Annotated in this window: 28 protein-coding genes and 1 tRNA gene; 11 read left to right on the forward strand and 18 right to left on the reverse strand. The window is 55.3% G+C overall.

The window, feature by feature from the left end:
• Positions 1-485: 485 nt before the first annotated feature.
• From xerC to AB4P94_RS21310, 4 genes are read right to left on the reverse strand one after another with little or no spacing between them, the layout of a single operon-like run.
• On the reverse strand, positions 486-1520 hold the full coding sequence (gene xerC, locus AB4P94_RS21295) for a tyrosine recombinase XerC (RefSeq protein ID WP_395607304.1): 1035 nt from the start codon (positions 1518-1520) through the stop codon (positions 486-488).
• Positions 1521-1733, reverse strand: a complete 213-nt coding sequence (locus AB4P94_RS21300; RefSeq protein WP_395607305.1) for a DUF4224 domain-containing protein — start codon at positions 1731-1733, stop codon at positions 1521-1523.
• Positions 1734-1735: 2 nt separating this feature from the next.
• Entirely contained in the window at positions 1736-1954 is a 219-nt protein-coding gene (locus tag AB4P94_RS21305) for a hypothetical protein (protein ID WP_395607306.1), read from the reverse strand.
• Complete coding sequence (locus AB4P94_RS21310) at positions 1942-2181, reverse strand: hypothetical protein (RefSeq protein ID WP_395607307.1); 240 nt, start codon at positions 2179-2181, stop codon at positions 1942-1944. Before AB4P94_RS21310 ends, AB4P94_RS21305 begins: the two co-directional genes overlap by 13 nt.
• Positions 2182-2538: 357 nt before the next feature.
• Between AB4P94_RS21310 and AB4P94_RS21315 the strand changes: the two genes are divergently transcribed.
• On the forward strand, positions 2539-4146 hold the full coding sequence (locus AB4P94_RS21315; protein ID WP_395607308.1) for a glycosyl hydrolase family 28-related protein: 1608 nt from the start codon (positions 2539-2541) through the stop codon (positions 4144-4146).
• A 238-nt stretch (positions 4147-4384) separates the two neighbouring features.
• Here the strand turns inward: AB4P94_RS21315 and AB4P94_RS21320 are convergent, their stop codons facing one another.
• Positions 4385-4564, reverse strand: a complete 180-nt coding sequence (locus tag AB4P94_RS21320) for a hypothetical protein (RefSeq protein ID WP_177071731.1) — start codon at positions 4562-4564, stop codon at positions 4385-4387.
• A gap of 49 nt (positions 4565-4613) precedes the next feature.
• Complete coding sequence (locus AB4P94_RS21325) at positions 4614-5393, reverse strand: hypothetical protein (RefSeq protein WP_395607309.1); 780 nt, start codon at positions 5391-5393, stop codon at positions 4614-4616.
• A 192-nt stretch (positions 5394-5585) separates the two neighbouring features.
• Here AB4P94_RS21325 and AB4P94_RS21330 point away from each other — a divergent pair, with 192 nt between their 5' ends.
• Entirely contained in the window at positions 5586-5795 is a 210-nt protein-coding gene (locus tag AB4P94_RS21330) for a hypothetical protein (protein WP_395607310.1), read from the forward strand.
• On the opposite strand, the gene AB4P94_RS21335 is transcribed toward AB4P94_RS21330, so the two are convergent.
• Entirely contained in the window at positions 5792-6106 is a 315-nt protein-coding gene (locus AB4P94_RS21335; protein WP_395607311.1) for a DUF4406 domain-containing protein, read from the reverse strand. The genes AB4P94_RS21330 and AB4P94_RS21335 overlap by 4 nt on opposite strands.
• A 113-nt stretch (positions 6107-6219) precedes the next feature.
• On the opposite strand from AB4P94_RS21335, the gene AB4P94_RS21340 reads away from it, so the two are divergent.
• On the forward strand, positions 6220-6855 hold the full coding sequence (locus tag AB4P94_RS21340) for a hypothetical protein (RefSeq protein WP_395607312.1): 636 nt from the start codon (positions 6220-6222) through the stop codon (positions 6853-6855).
• Here the strand turns inward: AB4P94_RS21340 and AB4P94_RS21345 are convergent.
• Positions 6782-7171 carry a hypothetical protein gene (locus AB4P94_RS21345; protein ID WP_395607313.1) on the reverse strand — a complete coding sequence of 130 codons (390 nt, stop codon included), beginning with the start codon at positions 7169-7171 and terminating at the stop codon, positions 6782-6784. The genes AB4P94_RS21340 and AB4P94_RS21345 overlap by 74 nt on opposite strands.
• A gap of 402 nt (positions 7172-7573) precedes the next feature.
• On the opposite strand from AB4P94_RS21345, the gene AB4P94_RS21350 reads away from it, so the two are divergent.
• Positions 7574-7759, forward strand: coding sequence for a hypothetical protein (locus AB4P94_RS21350; protein WP_395607314.1), 186 nt, complete (start codon positions 7574-7576; stop codon positions 7757-7759).
• A gap of 59 nt (positions 7760-7818) precedes the next feature.
• On the opposite strand, the gene AB4P94_RS21355 is transcribed toward AB4P94_RS21350, so the two are convergent.
• From AB4P94_RS21355 to AB4P94_RS21365, 3 genes are all read right to left on the reverse strand, one after another.
• The gene (locus tag AB4P94_RS21355; RefSeq protein WP_395607315.1) at positions 7819-8451 is read right to left on the reverse strand and encodes a hypothetical protein; all 633 of its coding nucleotides are present in this window, start codon (positions 8449-8451) and stop codon (positions 7819-7821) included.
• A 427-nt stretch (positions 8452-8878) separates the two neighbouring features.
• Complete coding sequence (locus AB4P94_RS21360) at positions 8879-9118, reverse strand: hypothetical protein (RefSeq protein WP_395607316.1); 240 nt, start codon at positions 9116-9118, stop codon at positions 8879-8881.
• A 121-nt stretch (positions 9119-9239) separates the two neighbouring features.
• Positions 9240-9566, reverse strand: coding sequence for a hypothetical protein (locus AB4P94_RS21365; protein ID WP_395607317.1), 327 nt, complete (start codon positions 9564-9566; stop codon positions 9240-9242).
• Between the two features lie 145 nt (positions 9567-9711).
• Between AB4P94_RS21365 and AB4P94_RS21370 the strand changes: the two genes are divergently transcribed.
• From AB4P94_RS21370 to AB4P94_RS21385, 4 genes are all read left to right on the forward strand, one after another.
• Positions 9712-9957, forward strand: coding sequence for a tail fiber assembly protein (locus AB4P94_RS21370; protein WP_395607318.1), 246 nt, complete (start codon positions 9712-9714; stop codon positions 9955-9957).
• A gap of 57 nt (positions 9958-10014) precedes the next feature.
• Positions 10015-10548, forward strand: a complete 534-nt coding sequence (locus AB4P94_RS21375) for a glycoside hydrolase family 19 protein (RefSeq protein ID WP_395607319.1) — start codon at positions 10015-10017, stop codon at positions 10546-10548.
• Entirely contained in the window at positions 10545-11048 is a 504-nt protein-coding gene (locus AB4P94_RS21380) for a DUF2514 family protein (RefSeq protein WP_395607320.1), read from the forward strand. Before AB4P94_RS21375 ends, AB4P94_RS21380 begins: the two co-directional genes overlap by 4 nt.
• Positions 11049-11116: 68 nt before the next feature.
• Positions 11117-11290 carry a hypothetical protein gene (locus tag AB4P94_RS21385; protein ID WP_177007558.1) on the forward strand — a complete coding sequence of 58 codons (174 nt, stop codon included), beginning with the start codon at positions 11117-11119 and terminating at the stop codon, positions 11288-11290.
• A gap of 326 nt (positions 11291-11616) precedes the next feature.
• On the opposite strand, the gene AB4P94_RS21390 is transcribed toward AB4P94_RS21385, so the two are convergent.
• The 4 genes from AB4P94_RS21390 to AB4P94_RS21405 form a co-directional block, all read right to left on the reverse strand.
• On the reverse strand, positions 11617-11928 hold the full coding sequence (locus AB4P94_RS21390; RefSeq protein WP_080520048.1) for a hypothetical protein: 312 nt from the start codon (positions 11926-11928) through the stop codon (positions 11617-11619).
• Between the two features lie 192 nt (positions 11929-12120).
• Positions 12121-12444 (reverse strand): hypothetical protein, encoded by a 324-nt coding sequence (locus tag AB4P94_RS21395; protein WP_395607321.1) that lies wholly within the window; start codon positions 12442-12444, stop codon positions 12121-12123.
• A 92-nt stretch (positions 12445-12536) separates the two neighbouring features.
• Complete coding sequence (locus AB4P94_RS21400; RefSeq protein WP_395607322.1) at positions 12537-12746, reverse strand: hypothetical protein; 210 nt, start codon at positions 12744-12746, stop codon at positions 12537-12539.
• 166 nt (positions 12747-12912) lie between these two features.
• Positions 12913-12999 (reverse strand) — tRNA-Leu (locus AB4P94_RS21405).
• 229 nt (positions 13000-13228) lie between these two features.
• Between AB4P94_RS21405 and AB4P94_RS21410 the strand changes: the two genes are divergently transcribed.
• The gene (locus AB4P94_RS21410; protein ID WP_395607323.1) at positions 13229-13594 is read left to right on the forward strand and encodes a VOC family protein; all 366 of its coding nucleotides are present in this window, start codon (positions 13229-13231) and stop codon (positions 13592-13594) included.
• 9 nt (positions 13595-13603) lie between these two features.
• Here the strand turns inward: AB4P94_RS21410 and AB4P94_RS21415 are convergent, their stop codons facing one another.
• Positions 13604-13885, reverse strand: coding sequence for a hypothetical protein (locus AB4P94_RS21415; protein WP_395607324.1), 282 nt, complete (start codon positions 13883-13885; stop codon positions 13604-13606).
• Positions 13886-14066: 181 nt separating this feature from the next.
• Between AB4P94_RS21415 and AB4P94_RS21420 the strand changes: the two genes are divergently transcribed.
• A complete protein-coding gene (locus AB4P94_RS21420; protein WP_395607325.1) occupies positions 14067-14525 on the forward strand; it encodes a GFA family protein in 459 nt (152 codons plus the stop codon).
• A gap of 2 nt (positions 14526-14527) precedes the next feature.
• Here the strand turns inward: AB4P94_RS21420 and AB4P94_RS21425 are convergent, their stop codons facing one another.
• Positions 14528-15055: a DinB family protein gene (locus AB4P94_RS21425; protein WP_395607326.1), complete on the reverse strand. Its 528-nt coding sequence runs from the start codon at positions 15053-15055 to the stop codon at positions 14528-14530.
• Positions 15056-15179: 124 nt separating this feature from the next.
• Here AB4P94_RS21425 and AB4P94_RS21430 point away from each other — a divergent pair, with 124 nt between their 5' ends.
• The gene (locus AB4P94_RS21430; protein ID WP_395607327.1) at positions 15180-15872 is read left to right on the forward strand and encodes a tellurite resistance TerB family protein; all 693 of its coding nucleotides are present in this window, start codon (positions 15180-15182) and stop codon (positions 15870-15872) included.
• Here the strand turns inward: AB4P94_RS21430 and AB4P94_RS21435 are convergent.
• A complete protein-coding gene (locus AB4P94_RS21435; RefSeq protein WP_395607328.1) occupies positions 15869-16690 on the reverse strand; it encodes a hypothetical protein in 822 nt (273 codons plus the stop codon). The two genes, AB4P94_RS21430 and AB4P94_RS21435, sit on opposite strands and share 4 nt — an antisense overlap.
• Between the last annotated feature and the right edge of the window lie 13 nt (positions 16691-16703).

The following is a 16703-nucleotide window of genomic DNA, read 5'->3' on the forward strand; positions in this document are numbered from 1 at the left end:
ACTGAAGTATCGGGTTGAGCGGGTTAGGGAGATAAATCCGTACGCCCTGCCGAGAAAGACTCAAGCGACTGAACTACGCTTGCACGTGAGTGATCGTAGTGCGGTCATTGAAACTATCAACGGAGCGACATGGACAAGCGGCTTGCGGGACTGTCATTTCTGCTGACGCTCGGCTGGGTGACCGCCGTGGCATTTGTGATGTGGTTTTTCGGAAAGACTTGAGGTTGGCAGAACGCCGGAAGAAGGATCGTTGCGAAGCGCAAACAATAAAGGCCTGCATGAGATAACTCATGCAGGCCTTTGATATGTATGGTGCCCGAAGCCGGAATCGAACCGGCACGCCCTTACGAGCGGGGGATTTTAAGTCCGCAAGGTATTTACATTAAATCAATAGGTTAGCGATTATTCTGCACCGCTATGCACTGGCCTTACCTCCTTTGCAGCCCTTTGTTTTCAAGGGGTTAAAAATGATTGCGGTGCAGAATTCACTTGGTCGGCGTGACCTTTTTGCCGATCCTTTTCCTGATGTAGTTCTCGGTCATGACCACCGTGGTGTGCCCAAGTTGGTCGCGCGCCTGAAGAATGTCCCCACTCGATTCCGCCTTGTCAGTACCCGCCTTAGCGCGCAGATCGCGCATCTGAAAATCTCCTTTCTCAACACCGGCCGCTTCTCGGGCCGCGTCAAACCTCCCACGCAACATGCTCTTGGTCATTGGCTGTCCGTTATCCATAACGATGAGCCTGCTTGTTCGGATCTTGTGCCCGTCCTTTCTGGCCAGGATTCGATCAATCACGACCTTCAGCTGTCCAGTAATCTCAATCCTCCTTTTCGCATTTGTTTTACCCTGTATGACGGCCAGCCGGTTGTCGCGGATGTCTCGTTCATCCATTTTCAGGGTGTCGGCGATTCTCTGTCCGGTCAGGTAGAACAGGTCCAGTGCATCCCGCAATGGTTGCTCGGCGTGCTGATAGACGAGGGCGAACATCTCGTCCTCAATGTACTGATCGCGGCCAGCCTCCTTGTGTCCTTTTACGCCTGCGCAAGGGTTGGCTAGGGCGGTATAGCCACTGCTTCGAGCAAAGTTCCAGATGGCGCTGAGCAGTGCCTTCTCCCGGTTGGCCCGCACTGGGGCTGTCTTGCCCCGCTGGCGGAGATATTGCACAACGTGCTGCGGTTCAATCGCCTCCAAGGGCGCCGGCGGATCATCGAAGAACTTCAGCAGTTGCTTCAGCTCCCGGGCGTTATCCTTCTGTGTTGCCGGGCTCTTGGTGGGCACCACCTCGCCCATGTAGATGTTTGCGACATAGGCAAACGTCAGCACCGCCTGCACCATGGCAGACGAGGTGCGGCTCTTTTCCAGCTTTGCGTATTCGACAATCGCCAGGCCATAGTCGCTGCCCAGGGCGATTTCCTTCCTTGGAGAGCCGCCGATGTCGTAGTAGTAATAGATGATCCCGCTGCGCTGCTTGCGCTTCCTGAGGCGCGTAACGCTGTCAGGGTTTGTTGGTTTCCTTCCCATTTAACTCACCAGCCGTGGCTGCCACTTTGGTTTCTCTGCTGATACAGCAACCGCCTCGCCGGTGAGGGCGGACGCGATGACGCAAGGCCAGCCGCTGCGTTTGATGGTGTGGCGAATGCCGTTTCTCTTGAGAACCTGAACCTGGCCGGCTTTTGTTCTGGCACCGGTGAGCGTGCAGACGTCTTCGTGCGACAAGAACTGAATTCCGTCCATACCTACCTCCCGCTGGCCGTGGGCCGCGCTGTCTTGATGATGTGAATGGCAATGCCGAAGCTGACCAGCAGCCAGGCGCAGGTGCCGGCAAAGGCGTAGAGAATGTCGGCTGTCTCGCCGTCCATGAGCAGCATCGGGCCGAGCCAGAAGAACCAGCAGACCGTAGCTGACACGTACAGCAAGACGCCCAGCATCAGCAGGGTGAGTTTTATTGAGTACATGGGGTGTCCTTGCCGCGCTGGGCGGCAGAAGGTGGCCCACCGCTTTCCGGCAGGCACTTATGCTTTAATGAGAAAAATTCTTGCAGGTGGCGCGAAATGGATAAGGCGTTTAGAAACCCTTTATTTTTGACTGGGATCCCGTTGGTAATCTGCGGCATTGCGATCACCGCGCCAGCCCTGTGGATTCCAGGCTTGGTTTTGATGGTTTGCGGGTTGGCGAAGAACAAGAAACAGCCTTGATGCTCACCGGCAGGCATGTAGGGGGTTGAGGTTTACGAGGGACGATTTACTTCTGCAGCGCGCGAAGCCTCTGGCTGCGCAGTTGTAATAAGAATATTTACGGGCCGATCCGCCAGCACCTACCCAGAGTGACAAAATTGTTGGTGCACCGCCAAGAACAGTTGGAAGCCATTGCCTTGCAGCTGAATATGCACGCACGTAAGCCCTTCGATTTCAAATGTTAGATCGAAGTGGTAAGTTAGGTGATGCAAAAGACTATCGTGATACGGCACAATACTTTTACTTCAACTCAACAGTCGTTTTTCACTCAGCAATAACAATCCAGTTTTTACAGGAGATTTACTATGACGGATTCATTTATTCTTGCCCAAAAAGAACAACAAGGTCGACTTGAGGCGCTAGATACCTCTGGAACGCCAGAGTCGCTTGATGTGATTCTGCCTAACTATAACCCGCGCCAATTTGGCTGCACCGGGGACGGTGTGACGGATGATACAGTCGCGTTTCAAAACTGCATTAATGCTGCGATAGCCGCAGGGGTCGAAATTCGTATCCCCTCTGGTATCTACCATATAACGTCAACGCTAAAATTTGATTTTAGTGATTCTACTAGTTACTCCGACAGGCGTAAGATTGATATGCGCGGAGCCGGTATTCAAACGTGCAGATTTAAATTTACCGGCACTGATGCTTGCATTAAAGTTACTGGTGGAACAAGCAAGGCAACTATACCATCACAGATGTTTCAAGTGTTTTCCGGTTTTGCTATTACGGGTCAAGACGCGCCTGTATCTATTGTGCCTGAATCTATTGGATTCTTTCAGGATACTTGTCAGCATGTTTTGATGCAAGATATTGAAATTACCTTAATGGACTTGGGTTTGCAGCTTCTAGATGCGGATTTCTCTTCATTCCAGAAAGTCATTATTCACTGGAATAATAGAGGCGTTATTTCTGAGCAACGCAGCCCTAGACTTATCAATAGCACGGCGCCTAATGGACTTGACTTCGTTGGCTGCCAAATTGCGGGCAATAGTAAGTACGGTGCCGCCTTTGTCAAAGGCTCATGCATTAATTTCTATGGTGGAGATATTGAAGGTAACGGAATTCACGGAGACGCTGATTCCTTCGGTCTTTTATTTCAAGATTGCGGTGTTCAAGGTGGCGTAGGCGCCAATCTTAATGGCGTCTACTTTGAGCAAAACAGTGGCATTGCTGATGTTTGGGTTAGTGCAAGTAATGCGCCTGATGCTACTTTGAATCCTAACCATTGTGTGCATAATATCGAAGCCTGCTCATTCAATCGAGTGAGTAAGGATTTCCTCACTATCACTAATGTTTATGCTACGTTCGACTCATCTGTTGCTGGTAAGCAAAAGTTAAATGTGCGTTCGTCTGGCTTTAAAGGCTATGGGGAGTATTCCGCGTCAATCAATCGTCCTTATATTAAATTTGGCATTGATAAAATGAACGCCTACAATTTTCATGCTGAGGGAAATATCTTCCAAGATGATGTCGAAGCCATTCCGCAGCAAGAGTACTTCAGTTGCGTCGTTGGCTTGAGTGCAGATCAGTTAATTGTTCCAGGTAAACTGGCTGACGTTGCTTTTACCTCGGAAATTTTCGACCCTAGTGGCCTATACAATCCAGCTCTACCAACTTATATCATTGCTCCCGTTACTAATAGATACACAGTTACGGCCAATGCCAACTTTACTGCTAATTCAATAGGGGCTAGATTGCTACGTGTCAATGTGAATGGAGTAGAGGTAATGAATGACTCCAGGAATGCCACCGGAGGTGGGAATAATACTTATCTTGGATTAACGGTTGAGCTTTCTTTGGCTAAGGGAGATCAGGTAAGTATGCAGGTGTTCCAAGACACGTCAACTTCGCTTGATCTGCTTTCGACTTCTACTCGACTGAGTTTTAAAAGCGCTTCTCCGACTTAAAATCCCGCTAAAATAAGCCATTCCCTGATTAGTCCGGGGGTGGCTTGTCTCTTTCTTCGACAAGACACATATTGATCTCGAGTAAATGTTGTGTGATTCCAGTCATCGCCAAAGCGAAGCGCTATAACGCGCACCTGGGCGCAGAACTATTTGTACCGGCAGATCTTCGTTCCTGCGCAGATAAACATGCTTACGTGCTTAGCCCGCCGCTCACGGCAGGCATGTAAGGGGATTGGGGTTAGGGGTAGTTCTTGCTGATACGCTGGGCGATGTCTTCGAGTTCCCCGGCTATCTCAAACATTTGGTTGTTGTCGCGCCTGGATACAAAGGGAGAGCGATGCACGTTGCGGCCGCTCAAGATCCAGGCGCACAGCAGAATCAGCCATGCCTCGACCTTCCGCCGGAACAACCTTTTCATGGCCTCGGCCCCTTATAGATGAAGACGTAGGCGAACCAGAGGGTGGCGATCATGGCGTCAGCTCCAGCTGGGGAAAGGTGGCTTTGAGCGTATCGACGGCGAGCGCGTATACCTCGGGGTGCTGCTTGTCGAAGGCGGGAAGGTGTTCTGTTTCAACCCAGGTCCCACGGACGACACCTTTGGCGAGCCAGGCTGGTTTGGTGCCGGGGGCTTGCGTCCAGGCTGAAACCCCAATCCCATGCGCCGCTATCTGCTTTGAAGTGATGAAGCCCTGGCTTCGAAGCTGGGCTATTACCTTAAGTGCCGACTCCTTCCATGGTGTTAGCCGGACCGGAGCAGGCACACCGGCTGGTAGGTTGGTGACCATGATCGGCACCTGGCACCGCTCAGTTGGGTTCCAGTCGAACAAGTAGCGGTCATAGAACGGCTTGCGTCCGCTGACCTCCAGCAGTCTCCCGCTAAGGTCGAACGTGTACTTGTCACCCTCCCTTGTCCAGCTAGAGCGGGGCTGCATTACCGTGACCCCAAGCCTGTCGAGCATCTTCACGATGCCCGCGCTCGCGTCGGTGATCTTGCTCACGATGACAATGCGATAGTCAGGCCCGGGCCTTTCGTTCAGGTCTTCATAGGCGTTCGGCAGGATCTGGTCAGCGACCTTCGAGTTGAGGGTCATCTTTGCTTCGACGCCGATTTGGCGCCCATCAGTGTTCACCACCAGAACGTCGAAGCTGCCAGCCTCTGGATAGCAGGTCCAATCCGGCAGCGCGTTGAACTCTTGGATGAACAGCGCGCAGAGGTCGGCCTCCTTTTCGATTTTTTCGATAGGCATTTGTCGTCCTTGCCGCTATAGCGGCTGACTTTGAAGGGGGAGGGTGGAGGGTAGAGAGCCGCTTATAGCGCGTGCTCAAAGCAAGCCGAAAAGAAACTCACTTGCGCTATGAACCTTCGACTTTTGGGGCGTGTCATTAGTGAAATGGGCACAACCCGGAATCTCCGGCTAGACATGTCGCAAGGTGATTTTATGGCCGACTTAGACGATTTCAGATTTAGATCCCACGAGTTACTGGTTGAGCTTGATGCCGCCACCACCAAAATGATGATGATGATGGTCGTTTCGAAGACAGTCTCTGGGGTGGAATGGGACGAGGCTGTAAAAAAACACCACGACGCCTTCGAGGGCTGGAGTTCGTTCCTAAACTCTTCGAATATCCCGCCGAACGACCAAAGTTAAATAGCAGCTTCCCGCGTTACCAGATCATGGGCATTCACAACCGTCATGCCGAGTCGTTCGGCGATCAGGACTTCCAGGCGGGCACCTTTTGAATGCTCCCAGCCAGGCAGGGTGGCCACGGTGTCGCAGTACATCAGGGCGGCGATGTCGCGGCGCATGCAGTCGTTCCAGGTACCGCCGTCAGGGTTGATCTCGGCGGGGTTGGTGACGGTGTGGCCGCCGGCGCGCAAGTTGGTGGTCATGGCGTGGAAGGCGGCGAAGTTGAGGCCGGGCAGGCCGTTCATGGGCCCGCTGAGATAAATTCGTTTCACGGGGAGTCTTTGCCGGGCCATGCCCGTGCGGGGGAGTGTGGGCATAGGGAGAGCTTCTTAGTTAGTGAAACTTTAATTTGGTCGTGCGATGCTTCACTTAAAAGGAGACTTGCATGAATATATTTGAGGCCATCTGGCCTGTTCCTGGACCCCTAGCGGCAGCGCTTGTTGCCGGAATAATTTCGTTCGTTATCACAGTCCTCTCCAAAGACCAGAAGACGTCAGAGTTCAGACAGGCGTGGATTGATGGGCTCAGAACAGATGTTGCCGACTTCGCGGGAATCACTGGCGCGATGGCGGCCGTGACCAATGCTAAGCATCTCCGTGGAGACGATGCAAACGCATACTTACTAGAGCGCCACGACGACTTCGCAAAAATGCAATCACTGATAACTAAGATTCGGCTACGTTTAAATCCTGATGAGCACTCCGAAACTCTAGCTGCGTTAGGTCTTTTTGGAGAAGGCTCCTCCTCCACGAAAGAGCAAATAGATAAAGCTGTTGAAGATGTGGTGACGACCTCACAAAAAATCTTAAAGTCAGAGTGGAGTCGAGTTAAACGAGGTGAGCCGGCGTTCATGTGGCTAAAACGAATCTCGCTATCTCTAATCGTTGCGGCCCCTATTTTTGCATTGATATTGGCTTTCAATGCGCCGAGCAGTAGTGCCATTAATTCTAAGCCGCCTGATCTACCTGCTTCGACGGCCACCCCGAAAACCCAACCTTTGGCGCCTTCGTCTTCGGGTTGATGATCGGCTCGCCCTTGGCGTCCACCAGTACGGCCTTCGCCCGGATCTGCATATCGCGGCACCGGCTACCCTTTCGAGCCAGCTCAATGAACTGCTCGGCGTACTGCGGCGCGTCAAAGAGCGGGCTGAGCTGCTTTATCCTGCCCCCCCCCATGGTCTGTTCGGCCTTCTGGGCGACTTTGAACAGCCAGTCATCAACCGAAAGCTCGATCTTGTGGCCCGGCCGCTTTGGGTCTGGCCGGGTTGTTTTGACTGTCTTCCTGGCCTCGGCCATGGCGACATCGAGGGTCATTCCAAACACTGCAAAGGTGCTCATGGGTTATCTCCAAGCGTGCGCCTGCCTCGCCGGCTGGCGTGATTCGTTTAAAGGGGGTATTGATGTACTTCGGACATTCGGCCCGTTAGGGGAACTGATATGGCCTGGGTAGTTGTGCTTACAAGTCCCGGCGGCGACAGATTTTATGGTGAAGCTATCGATCGCGATGGCATTCGATATCGTTGTGCCACTCCGGCTCAAGCGGAAGCCTTTCAGACAAAGTCAGACGCAGAAGCAAGCTTCTATTACTTCCGATTTATGAGGGCGCTGGATGGATATCTGCTTGAAGCTGTAGAGATCTAGATGGCTCATGTGTTCTTTGTACGCATGCCTCGCCGACGGACGTGCTTTAGATTTGTGGGCAATTGGTGTTTGTCTAGCTCGTCCAGGCAGGAGGCCGACATGAGACTGCAAAGCGATATCGATGCGCTCGCGGCAATCGAAGAAGACGCGCGCGCTATGCTCAAGCGGGTAGGTCTTCCAAATGATAAACAGAAGCTTGAGGTCGTGATTTGTCTGCGGCAGATCATTGATCTGGCGACCTACAGAAAACATATCGACGAGTATCCGGAGCCATCGGCACGATAGTGCGCAGCTGGCACAGTTTGTTGATATGGGGTATTACGGGTGACCGGCATGGAGCCGGATCAAGGCGTGTTGCTCGCCCCGCAGTTCCGGCAGTCCTCACGATAGCGCTGCGCGTCACTGATGAACCGGCCGCAGCCATCACAATTGAACATCATCATTTTTGGCTTCTTCGGCTTGGCCAGCTTGATGCCGGTGCCGCGCAGGGCGTCTTTGATATTCACGTCGTCGCGCTCAACAAGGCGCCGGGAGTGGGCGTCGATGTAGGGCTTGGGCCAGACCACCGCGCCTGATTGCCCGAGCTTTCCGATCCAGGTGACGGTGTGGGCCCTCGGCACCACCACAGCCTTGGAAAGGTCGCTTGTGAACACGCCATCCTCGCAAAGCCAAATCAGGTTGTTGCCGTTCCAACTCTTCGGCTTCTGGATGTAGAACTCGGCTGCGTCTGGGTGCTGGTCAAGCGCTTCGCTCAACGTCACACACTGGCAGTCGACACCTACGCGCGCCCTGGCGTCGACATAGGCCTTGGGCCAAGGGATGTCAGTGGCGCGGTGATCGCAAGCGCCGTCCCGGGTGAACACCTGGGCCTTGGCCAGATCGGTGACATATCCAGATCCGCCAAAGCCCCAGAACGACAACCCGTCGCCGACGTAGGCGTGGCTGCGACTGTCTTGCAGGTAGAAATGCTCGTCCATGGATTATCTCCAGTCAGGCGCCGCCCTCCGTGATTTCGGATGGAGGCGGAATGATTGATAGCGTTACTGGGTGGGGAAATTTACAATTTCTGTTTTATCATGGAGATGAATAGATGTTTCCCAAGTACGTGCGTCCGGTTGGCTATGGTTTGGTGGTAGTAGGAACGATCTCACTACTATTTTCGGCATTCGAGTTATTTGCGGGAAGAGACTCTCTGTTCGCCGTGGCTAAATCAGCAGTGTTTGTTCTGGTTGGTGTTTGGATTATCAAGAGCGCAGTGAAGGTCTAGCTACATCCCAAAGTGCCAATTTTACACAGCTGTCGCCCTCCGTTACCGGATGCAGCGAGTAGGGTGGGTTACGCGGCCATGAGCAAGCCGCAGAGTAGCGACGTCTGCAGAGCTGCTGGTTGATAAACTAAGTTGGATTAGCCGAACAGCGACAACTCTTTGAGTTTCCGCTCCGTGGCCCAATCGAATTTTGTCTGAACGGTGTCAGCTTGATCCTCAGTAATCATGCCTGCGCAAGTCAGGCCGATTACAAAGCCATGAGCTTTCGCGCCGTACTTCACTGCGAGGATCATTGATCCAGCAGTCTCGATCTCTCTGAGAATTTTTTCAGCAGGCCCCAGCGCTGCGACCGGCAAGTCGAAACTGTCACTGGTCATCGTCCACTCCGCACGCACAAGGTTCTATGGCTCTAGGCCTGACGGGGCGTCTCGCCCTTTATAAATCACGACCCTAGCAGTAACCCGGGGTTCAAAATAACGAAATGATCCGCTTATGAGCTCAGGCTGGCGAAAAATATTCGTCGCCTGGATCGTTGCGTAATTCTCGCAGACTTTCGCTATGAAAGGCTCGCCCCACGTTTGCGCTAATCACGATTTCGTGGCGCGGATAGCTCAAGAAGTCCGCAAGCTCGTCGTCGCCCATCAGATCCATCTTCATGATGGCGATCTGCAGGACCTCGCTGATGATCGGCACCTGGCCGCGCAGCCGAATACGTTCCATGGCCTGCTCGATGCCCGGTCTGACCTTGTGTCGCAATTCCTTCTCGGCTACCGCCAGCCGCTTTTGCGCAGCCTTGGCCGATCGTTCCTGAACAGTCTTGGCCATGGCCTACCTCTTCTATTCCGCTGGCCGGCAGTGCGAGCCAGGTTTGTCGTTTGCGTTGCTGGATGCGGGTTATGCGGCGCATCGGTTGCCACCTGCGCCTGACATCGGATAGTCGATTGAGTACTTTTCGAGAATCCGTTTCAGCGTGTTGTTGGTGATGTGGAGCTTCACGCACGCGCGGCGCCGGCTTGCCCAAGCTGAAATTGCCCGCTTGCGCACCGTCGCTGATTACGCGGTTGCTCCGCTGCAGGATGCCGTGGACGTTGATGAAGCCACCCAGACTGAGCTTTCTGCACTGAAAGCCTGGAAGAAATACCGAGTCGCGCTGAACAGGGTGCCCGAGCAGATCGGTTACCCAGAGGCCGTTGAGTGGCCTGACGTTCCCGCCTGACCCTTCGATAGAACACCAATGCCGCCTTGAGCGGTTTTTTTTCGCCTGGAGAAAAGTATGCCGATCACCGAGCAGCAGTTGCTGCAGATCCTCCCTAGCGCCGGCCGACAAGCCGGCGTTTTCGTTTCTGCGTTGAACACGGCGATGAACCGCTATGCCATTGTCGGCACGTTGCGGGTTGCCGCTTTCATCGCCCAAGTCGGACATGAGTCGGGTCAGTTTCGTTGGGTGCGCGAGATTTGGGGGCCTACGGCGCAGCAACTCAGCTATGAAGGGCGTGGCGATCTGGGCAACACCGTGACGGGTGACGGCTCAAAGTATCGTGGCCGGGGCCTGATCCAGATCACTGGCCGAGCGAATTACAAAGCCTGTGGTGAGGCCTTGGGCCTGGATCTGATCAATAAGCCTGAGTTCCTGGAACAACCGCAGTACGCCACGATGTCGGCGGCCTGGTTCTGGTCCACCCGTGGACTGAATACGCTGGCGGATCAGAAGGACTTCACGAAGATCACCAAGCGCATCAATGGCGGGCTCAATGGCCAGGCTGCTCGGCAGGCGCTGTACGACAAGGCGCTGCAGGTGTTGGCATGACGCCGGTGCAGAAGCTGGTCGTTGTGCTTCTGGCGATGGCCATTGCTTGTTTTTCCACATTGAAAGTGGACGCTTGGCGCTATGGGAAACAGATTGCAGATCGTGACACTGCCCAGGCTCTCGCGATTGCCAGGGCTGTGAGCGAGGCTCGTGAAGAAGATCAACGCCGCCAAGTGGCAATGAATAAGGTGGGAAGTGATGCAAGAGAACAAATCAAAGATGCTACTGCAGATGCTAGCGCTGCCTATATTGCTGGCAACCGGCTGCACGTCGCAGCCAGCAATTTCGCCGCTAGTGCCTGCCCCGGTGATCCCGGCGCTACCCAGCGAAGCGCATCAGCTACCCGCTCCGCCATGGTGCTATCCGACCTGTTCCAGCGGGCTGATAAAAGAGCGGGAGAGTTGGCAGCGGCTTATGACCGGGCCAAAATAGCTGGTCTATCATGTGAGCATGCATACAGAGTTATTAGAGAGGGTAGTGCTGGCTCTCAAGCCAGATAATAAGAACTTTATAGCTGTTTAAGCTGTAGGATTGTCAGACGGTTTTGGCGTGGCAGATGGAGCCCGAAATGCACAAGAATGATGAAAGGATCACGCTACTGATTGATGAGTCGACAAAAAGTCGATTGGTAAAGGCTGCGAAGGATCAAGATAAAACTGTTTCTCAAATCATACGGGGTTTAATCAAAAATCATTTTCAGACGCTTGATAGCCATTCCTATCAACCTGATAGGCCTGATTGAGCTGCGCAGGATCACAAGTTTGTCGATGGGAATTTAGGTTGATAACTTGCGTTGATACCAATAATCCCGAGCGTGCCCGGCTGTGTAGGTCCAATCAGGGCGTCAGTTCCTGGCGTCGCACCTTAGCAGCATTGTCTAGAAGCACGAGCAATGCCTCAATCGTGGCGGGAGTCAGTCCCCGAGCGGCTTCTACACCTTCTACAAAACCCTCCGCACGCTCCACCGCAAAGCTAAGTGTCAATAAGTCAGGGGCGCGAGCCATGCGCGCTAGGTGACTGGCGGTATGCGTACGAATTAGCACCGGGAGGCTAGCGTCATCAAGGTAATCAGTCGCGCTCATCGCTACCTCGCTCAAAACGCACAAGCGCTGCTTGTTCAGCTAGACCAATAGCTTCGCCCATCGCTTTGTGCATGTCTTCGTTGACCAAATCAGCCGCGCGCAGCCCCCAAGCGAACCCCGTGGCCCGCGCGACGTGCTGCTGGATCATCGGTATGCTCAGGTTCCGACCTATGTTGTCAATTTCGCGGTTCCAAGCATTGGTAAGAAAATCGGACGGTAGCTTGATTCCATTGGGTGAGTCGTTGCGCCGACCGCTGCCATATTGCGGCCCGCCGGGATGGGCAATGTTTTTACTCATCAAGCAAACTCCTTGACGACTGAGTCGGAGTGGCATTTAAGACCAACTATAGGGGACCGGTAGACCATCGTAGGGGTAAGTGGTTTCCAGCGCCAACAAAAAGGCCCCCGCACCTGGTCAGGGTGTTGGGGCCTTTTTAACAAGTGGGTGTTATCCGACCTTCTGCAGGTCAGTCTTATTTCAGGTTTAGATCTATGGTGCCGCAACCGGCCGAAGCTTTTTTCTGAGTTGTTCAACTTCCCGCCTGTGCACGTTATCCGAAACGGTCAGGTCAGCAATCTGCCTTCGCATGTCGGCGGCTTCGGCTCCACGCAGCCTGAGATACCCGGCGAACTCCTCTTTCTTCGCCTGGGTCTCCGAAAGCATGTTGATCAGGCCGAAAATATCCTCCCGTGCCTTGCGCAGTTGCAGGTTCAGTTCCTGGATCTCGTTCTCCTGCAGCAGGCAATGCTGTTGGCACATTTCTAGGGGCGTGGGGCTGCCAAGCCACCAGTCGGTGTCTTCGTCGATGTCCATGGGTAAAATCTCAAATGCTGTATGTGCATACAGTAATCGAGGTTTGAGCCGCGGGGCGATTCAAGCCGACGAACTGCCGGTCCGCCCGACGATCAGTCAGGTGACATCAGCACGGCCAGGGCCAGCTTAATAAACTCTTCATTCTCGTCGATGGTGTGCAGCGCGCCGCGCACGTTTTCGGCTACTTCGGCGGATCCGCGTTGCTCCACCCAGTTTGAAATTTCCATGATAGATGCTTCGAGGGCTAGCTGGTTTTCGTAGAGTTTTGAGAGCAGGGAGGGGAGCAGGTCTGAGTTGGGCATCGGCGTTCCTCTGGTGGAGTGGACAGCTTAGCAGTCGACAAAGCGGTGGGATTTGAATTGAGTCGGCAGAACGCCAGAGACGGGAATTGCGGTGCAAGGTCTAAAATTGCGGAGCAGAAACATTAAGGGCCTACATGAGATTAATCACGCAAGCCCTTGATATACATGGTGCCCGAAGCCGGAATCGAACCGGCACGCCCTTACGAGCGGGGGATTTTAAGTCCCATGCGTCTACCAGTTTCGCCATTCGGGCGGTAGCGCGGTGAAGCAGGGTTGGGAATATATAGACCCAGGCGCGGGGATGCAAGGTCGAAAGCGCGGTTTATCACAGGCTTGCAAAGCTGAAAAAGCTTGCAGGATCAGTCATCTACACCGGAAACCTGGCGCAATGACGAGGTTTTTGCTGCCCACGGCACGCTCCTGCCAGGAACTGACAAGGGTCTGACTTAGAGTGGTGCTCCACCCTTTGATCAGGTCTCTTTATGAAATTCGCCTCTGTTCGTCTCGTCACCCAGCAATTTGAGTCACTCATCCAGTTCTATCAAAACCTCTTGACCGTTGAGCCTCGGCACCTGGCACCGGGTTTTGCGCAGATTCACGTCGATGGCCTGGTGCTGGCCATCAGCGACGAGCGCTTGATTGGCCTTTATAACAACGGGCTGGCTGTTGCGGCCAGTAATCGGTCGGCGATCCTGGAGTTTCAGGTGGGCGATGTGGCGGCTGTGCTCGGTCGGGTCAGCAGCGCGGCAGTCGCAATGCCCGTGACGAAAATGCCGTGGGGCAATACGTCCGCGCTGCTCCATGATCCCGATGGGAACCTGGTCAATATTTTTTCTGTGCCTGAATAGGCCGGACCGTCAAACGAAGGGCTGCCCGCTGAAACCCCGTGGCAAGCGCTGCAACCCTGGCAAGTCAGCCAGGCGTTGCGTCCACGCACTGCGCCAGTCGGCGGCGGTGTGAGTCTTGGCTTTGCGCGCGGCGCGGCGCGAGGCATTACGCTGGGTGCGGCGGGCTTCTTTATAAGCTTCGGTATTGCGACAGGTGCGGCATTTAACCCGGTTCAGCTCGGTGCTGGAGGTGAGGTTATTGCCGTGGTGGCCGCAGGCCAAGTGCCCGGCGACTTTGAAGTGAGTGACCATGTAAGCGTCTCCTTCTTATGGGGGTACGCGCATGCGCCAAGGCGACACGCGTGAGCAGGGCCGGGCTGTTTATCCCGGTGCCTTATGGTTGTGACCCCACGCACCGCCTGGCGTTCGGTTTTATTCCCGGGCCGGTTCGCGCTACCCTGTGCCGCGAAAAATCATAAAAAAGGAATGAATGATGAGCATTGAAAATCAGCCGCTGGAAGGCAGTTGCCGGTGTAACCGGGTGCGTTTCAGCGTGAGCTTGCCGCCTGTGATCACCATGGCGTGCCATTGCAGCGGTTGCCAGAAAATGACCTCCAGCGCGTTCTCCCTCAGCGCGCTGATTCCTGCCAGCGGTTTCACGGTGACCCAGGGTTGCCCGGTGATCGGCGGGCTGCACGGTGTGGATCGCCATTACTGCTGCCCGCACTGCATGAGCTGGCTGTTTACACGCCCCCATGGCATCGACGAATTCGTCAATGTGCGTGCGGCGTTACTGGATAACGCGCAAGATTACGTCCCCTTCATGGAAACCTGGACCCGTGAAAAACTGCCCTGGGCGACCACCCCGGCCGTCGAAAGCTTTGAACAGTTGCCCCAACCCCAGGACTTCCCACGTCTGATGCAAGCCTTCGCACAGTCCCGCGCGCGCTGAAATCAGTCAATCAGTGCCAGCAGGTCGGTATCGCCCACATCGACCCCCGCCTGGGTCAGCAGCGTTGTTGCCTGGCCCCGGTGATGGGTCTGGTGGTTGAAAAAATGCACCAACAGGCCGAAGAAGGGTTTGTCGTTTGCGACGCCACGCATGTTGCAGTAGTGCAGGCGGTGGTCCAGGTCTGATTCGCGCAGGCTGTAAGCCCATTCGATGATGAGCGGGTCCAGCCAGGCGCGACGGGATGAAAGCTCGCGGATATCCACGAAGGCTAATTGCTTGAGATTTGTTGGCGTCTCGACAGCGTTGAGCGCGCTCAATACCGGGAAGCCGGCCGGGTGCTTGGCGAAGCGTTTGAGCCAGACCGTATCGCCGAGCACCAGATGATTCAGCGTGCCAAGGATCGAGCCGAAAAACGCCTGCCGATCTTCGACCAACTGCGCATCCGAGAGCTTGCCGGCAGCGTCGTAGACTTTGCGATTCATCCACTGGTTGTAGTCGGCCAGCAGCCGGATGTGCTCGATGCGATTCACCTGATGCCTCCTTCAAAGACGCGATGACGCCATCATAAGCCGTGCCCGCCCGGCGGTCATGGTGTTCCCGTGGGGGCGGGCTATGGTTGTTTAACGCCAATACTGCGCCCAGGAGGGTGACACCATGAACACCAGCGATCTACTCGAACAACTGTTACGCGCCGGGCAGCAAGGCGGCGGTGCGGCGGGCGGTGGCCTGGGCGGCCTGCTCGGCGGTTTATTGAAAGGTAACAGCCCCGGCACTGGCTCGGTGGGTGGCGGCCTGGGCGGGTTGCTGGGTGGCCTCGGCGGTTTGCTCGGTGGCTCACCCACCGCCAGCCCGGCGCAAGGGCGTTCCGGCGGCATGAACTACGCTGCGCTGGCGTCGTTGGGGATGGCGGCATTCCAGGCCTATCAGACCTGGCAACGCCAGCAGGCCAGCGCGCCGCAGCAAGCGATCCAGACGGTCGACCAGCTTGACGGCCCCGAAGCCGAGGTGCACAGCCACGGCGTGTTGCGTGCACTGATTGCAGCCGCCAAAGCCGACGGCAAGATCGATGAGCAGGAGCAGCAAATGATCAGCGCAGAGATTGGCCGCCACACCGACGACCCTCAATTGCAGCAGTGGCTCGACGCCGAAGTCGCCAAGCCCCTGAATGCTGCGGATTTCGCCGAGTATGCAGACGACCCGGCGTTGGCCTCGGAGGTCTACCTGGCCAGTGTGATGCTGGTCAATGACCAACAGGGCGCAGAACGCGATTACCTGGATGAGCTGGCGGCGCAGTTGCAGATCGACCCGCAGCTGCAACTGCACCTGGAACAGCAAGCCAAGGCTTAAAAGCGCAGGGTTGCGCCGGTGGTCAGCCATTGGTTGCGCTCGCCGGTAAGGCTTTGCCCGGCCACCACATCCACATCAACCCGCTTGCCCAGATGGAAGCGCGGCCCGGCTTGCCACGCCTGGTCGCCACCTTCCTGGCCGTAACGCTCACCGATCAGCGTGAGTGCGTCCGCCACCTGATACTCAAACCCGGTGCCCCAGGTCAGTCGGTGATTTTGCTCGCCACCGTTGTAGGCATGTGTCCAGCCGCCGTTGAGGCTCAGGCGCAACGCTTGCACGGGTTGCCAGGTCAGCGGGATGTTCAAGTCCGCGCCGTCGAACGCGTGTTGTCGGTCCAGCGCGAAATGGCTGGTGCCCGACACCGCCATTTGCAGCCCCAGGTCTTCCCGTGACCACACCTGTGCCTTCACTTGCGGGCTGACCTGGGTTTCTGCTTCACCTGCATTGCTGGCGCGGGACAGCGCAGCGCTCCATTGCACCGAAGGCAGTGCACTGAACGTACACGCCGGGTTCAGGGTTTGATTGTGAACGTTGCCGTGATGCCGGTTGGCGGTGTACCACGCATCCACATTGCATTCGCCCGGGTCGTTGACCGCGCCGTCATCGACCGTGTAAGACCCGCCGGCCGCATAGGCCTTGGAAAACACGGCAATGAGCAAAATAAAGCCCAGGGTCACGCCGATAAAAATCAAATTGCGTTGCAGCGCGCGGCGCTTGGCCGGCGGCAACAACAACAGAGTATGGCGAGCGCCGCGATAGTGACGCGCGCGGTATTTGGCAAACCCGTCCTTTTGAATCGGGGTATGTTTTTTGTGCATGATGCACCTCGCT

Source organism: Pseudomonas sp. B22129 (genome assembly GCF_044218875.1).
GTDB lineage: Bacteria > Pseudomonadota > Gammaproteobacteria > Pseudomonadales > Pseudomonadaceae > Aquipseudomonas.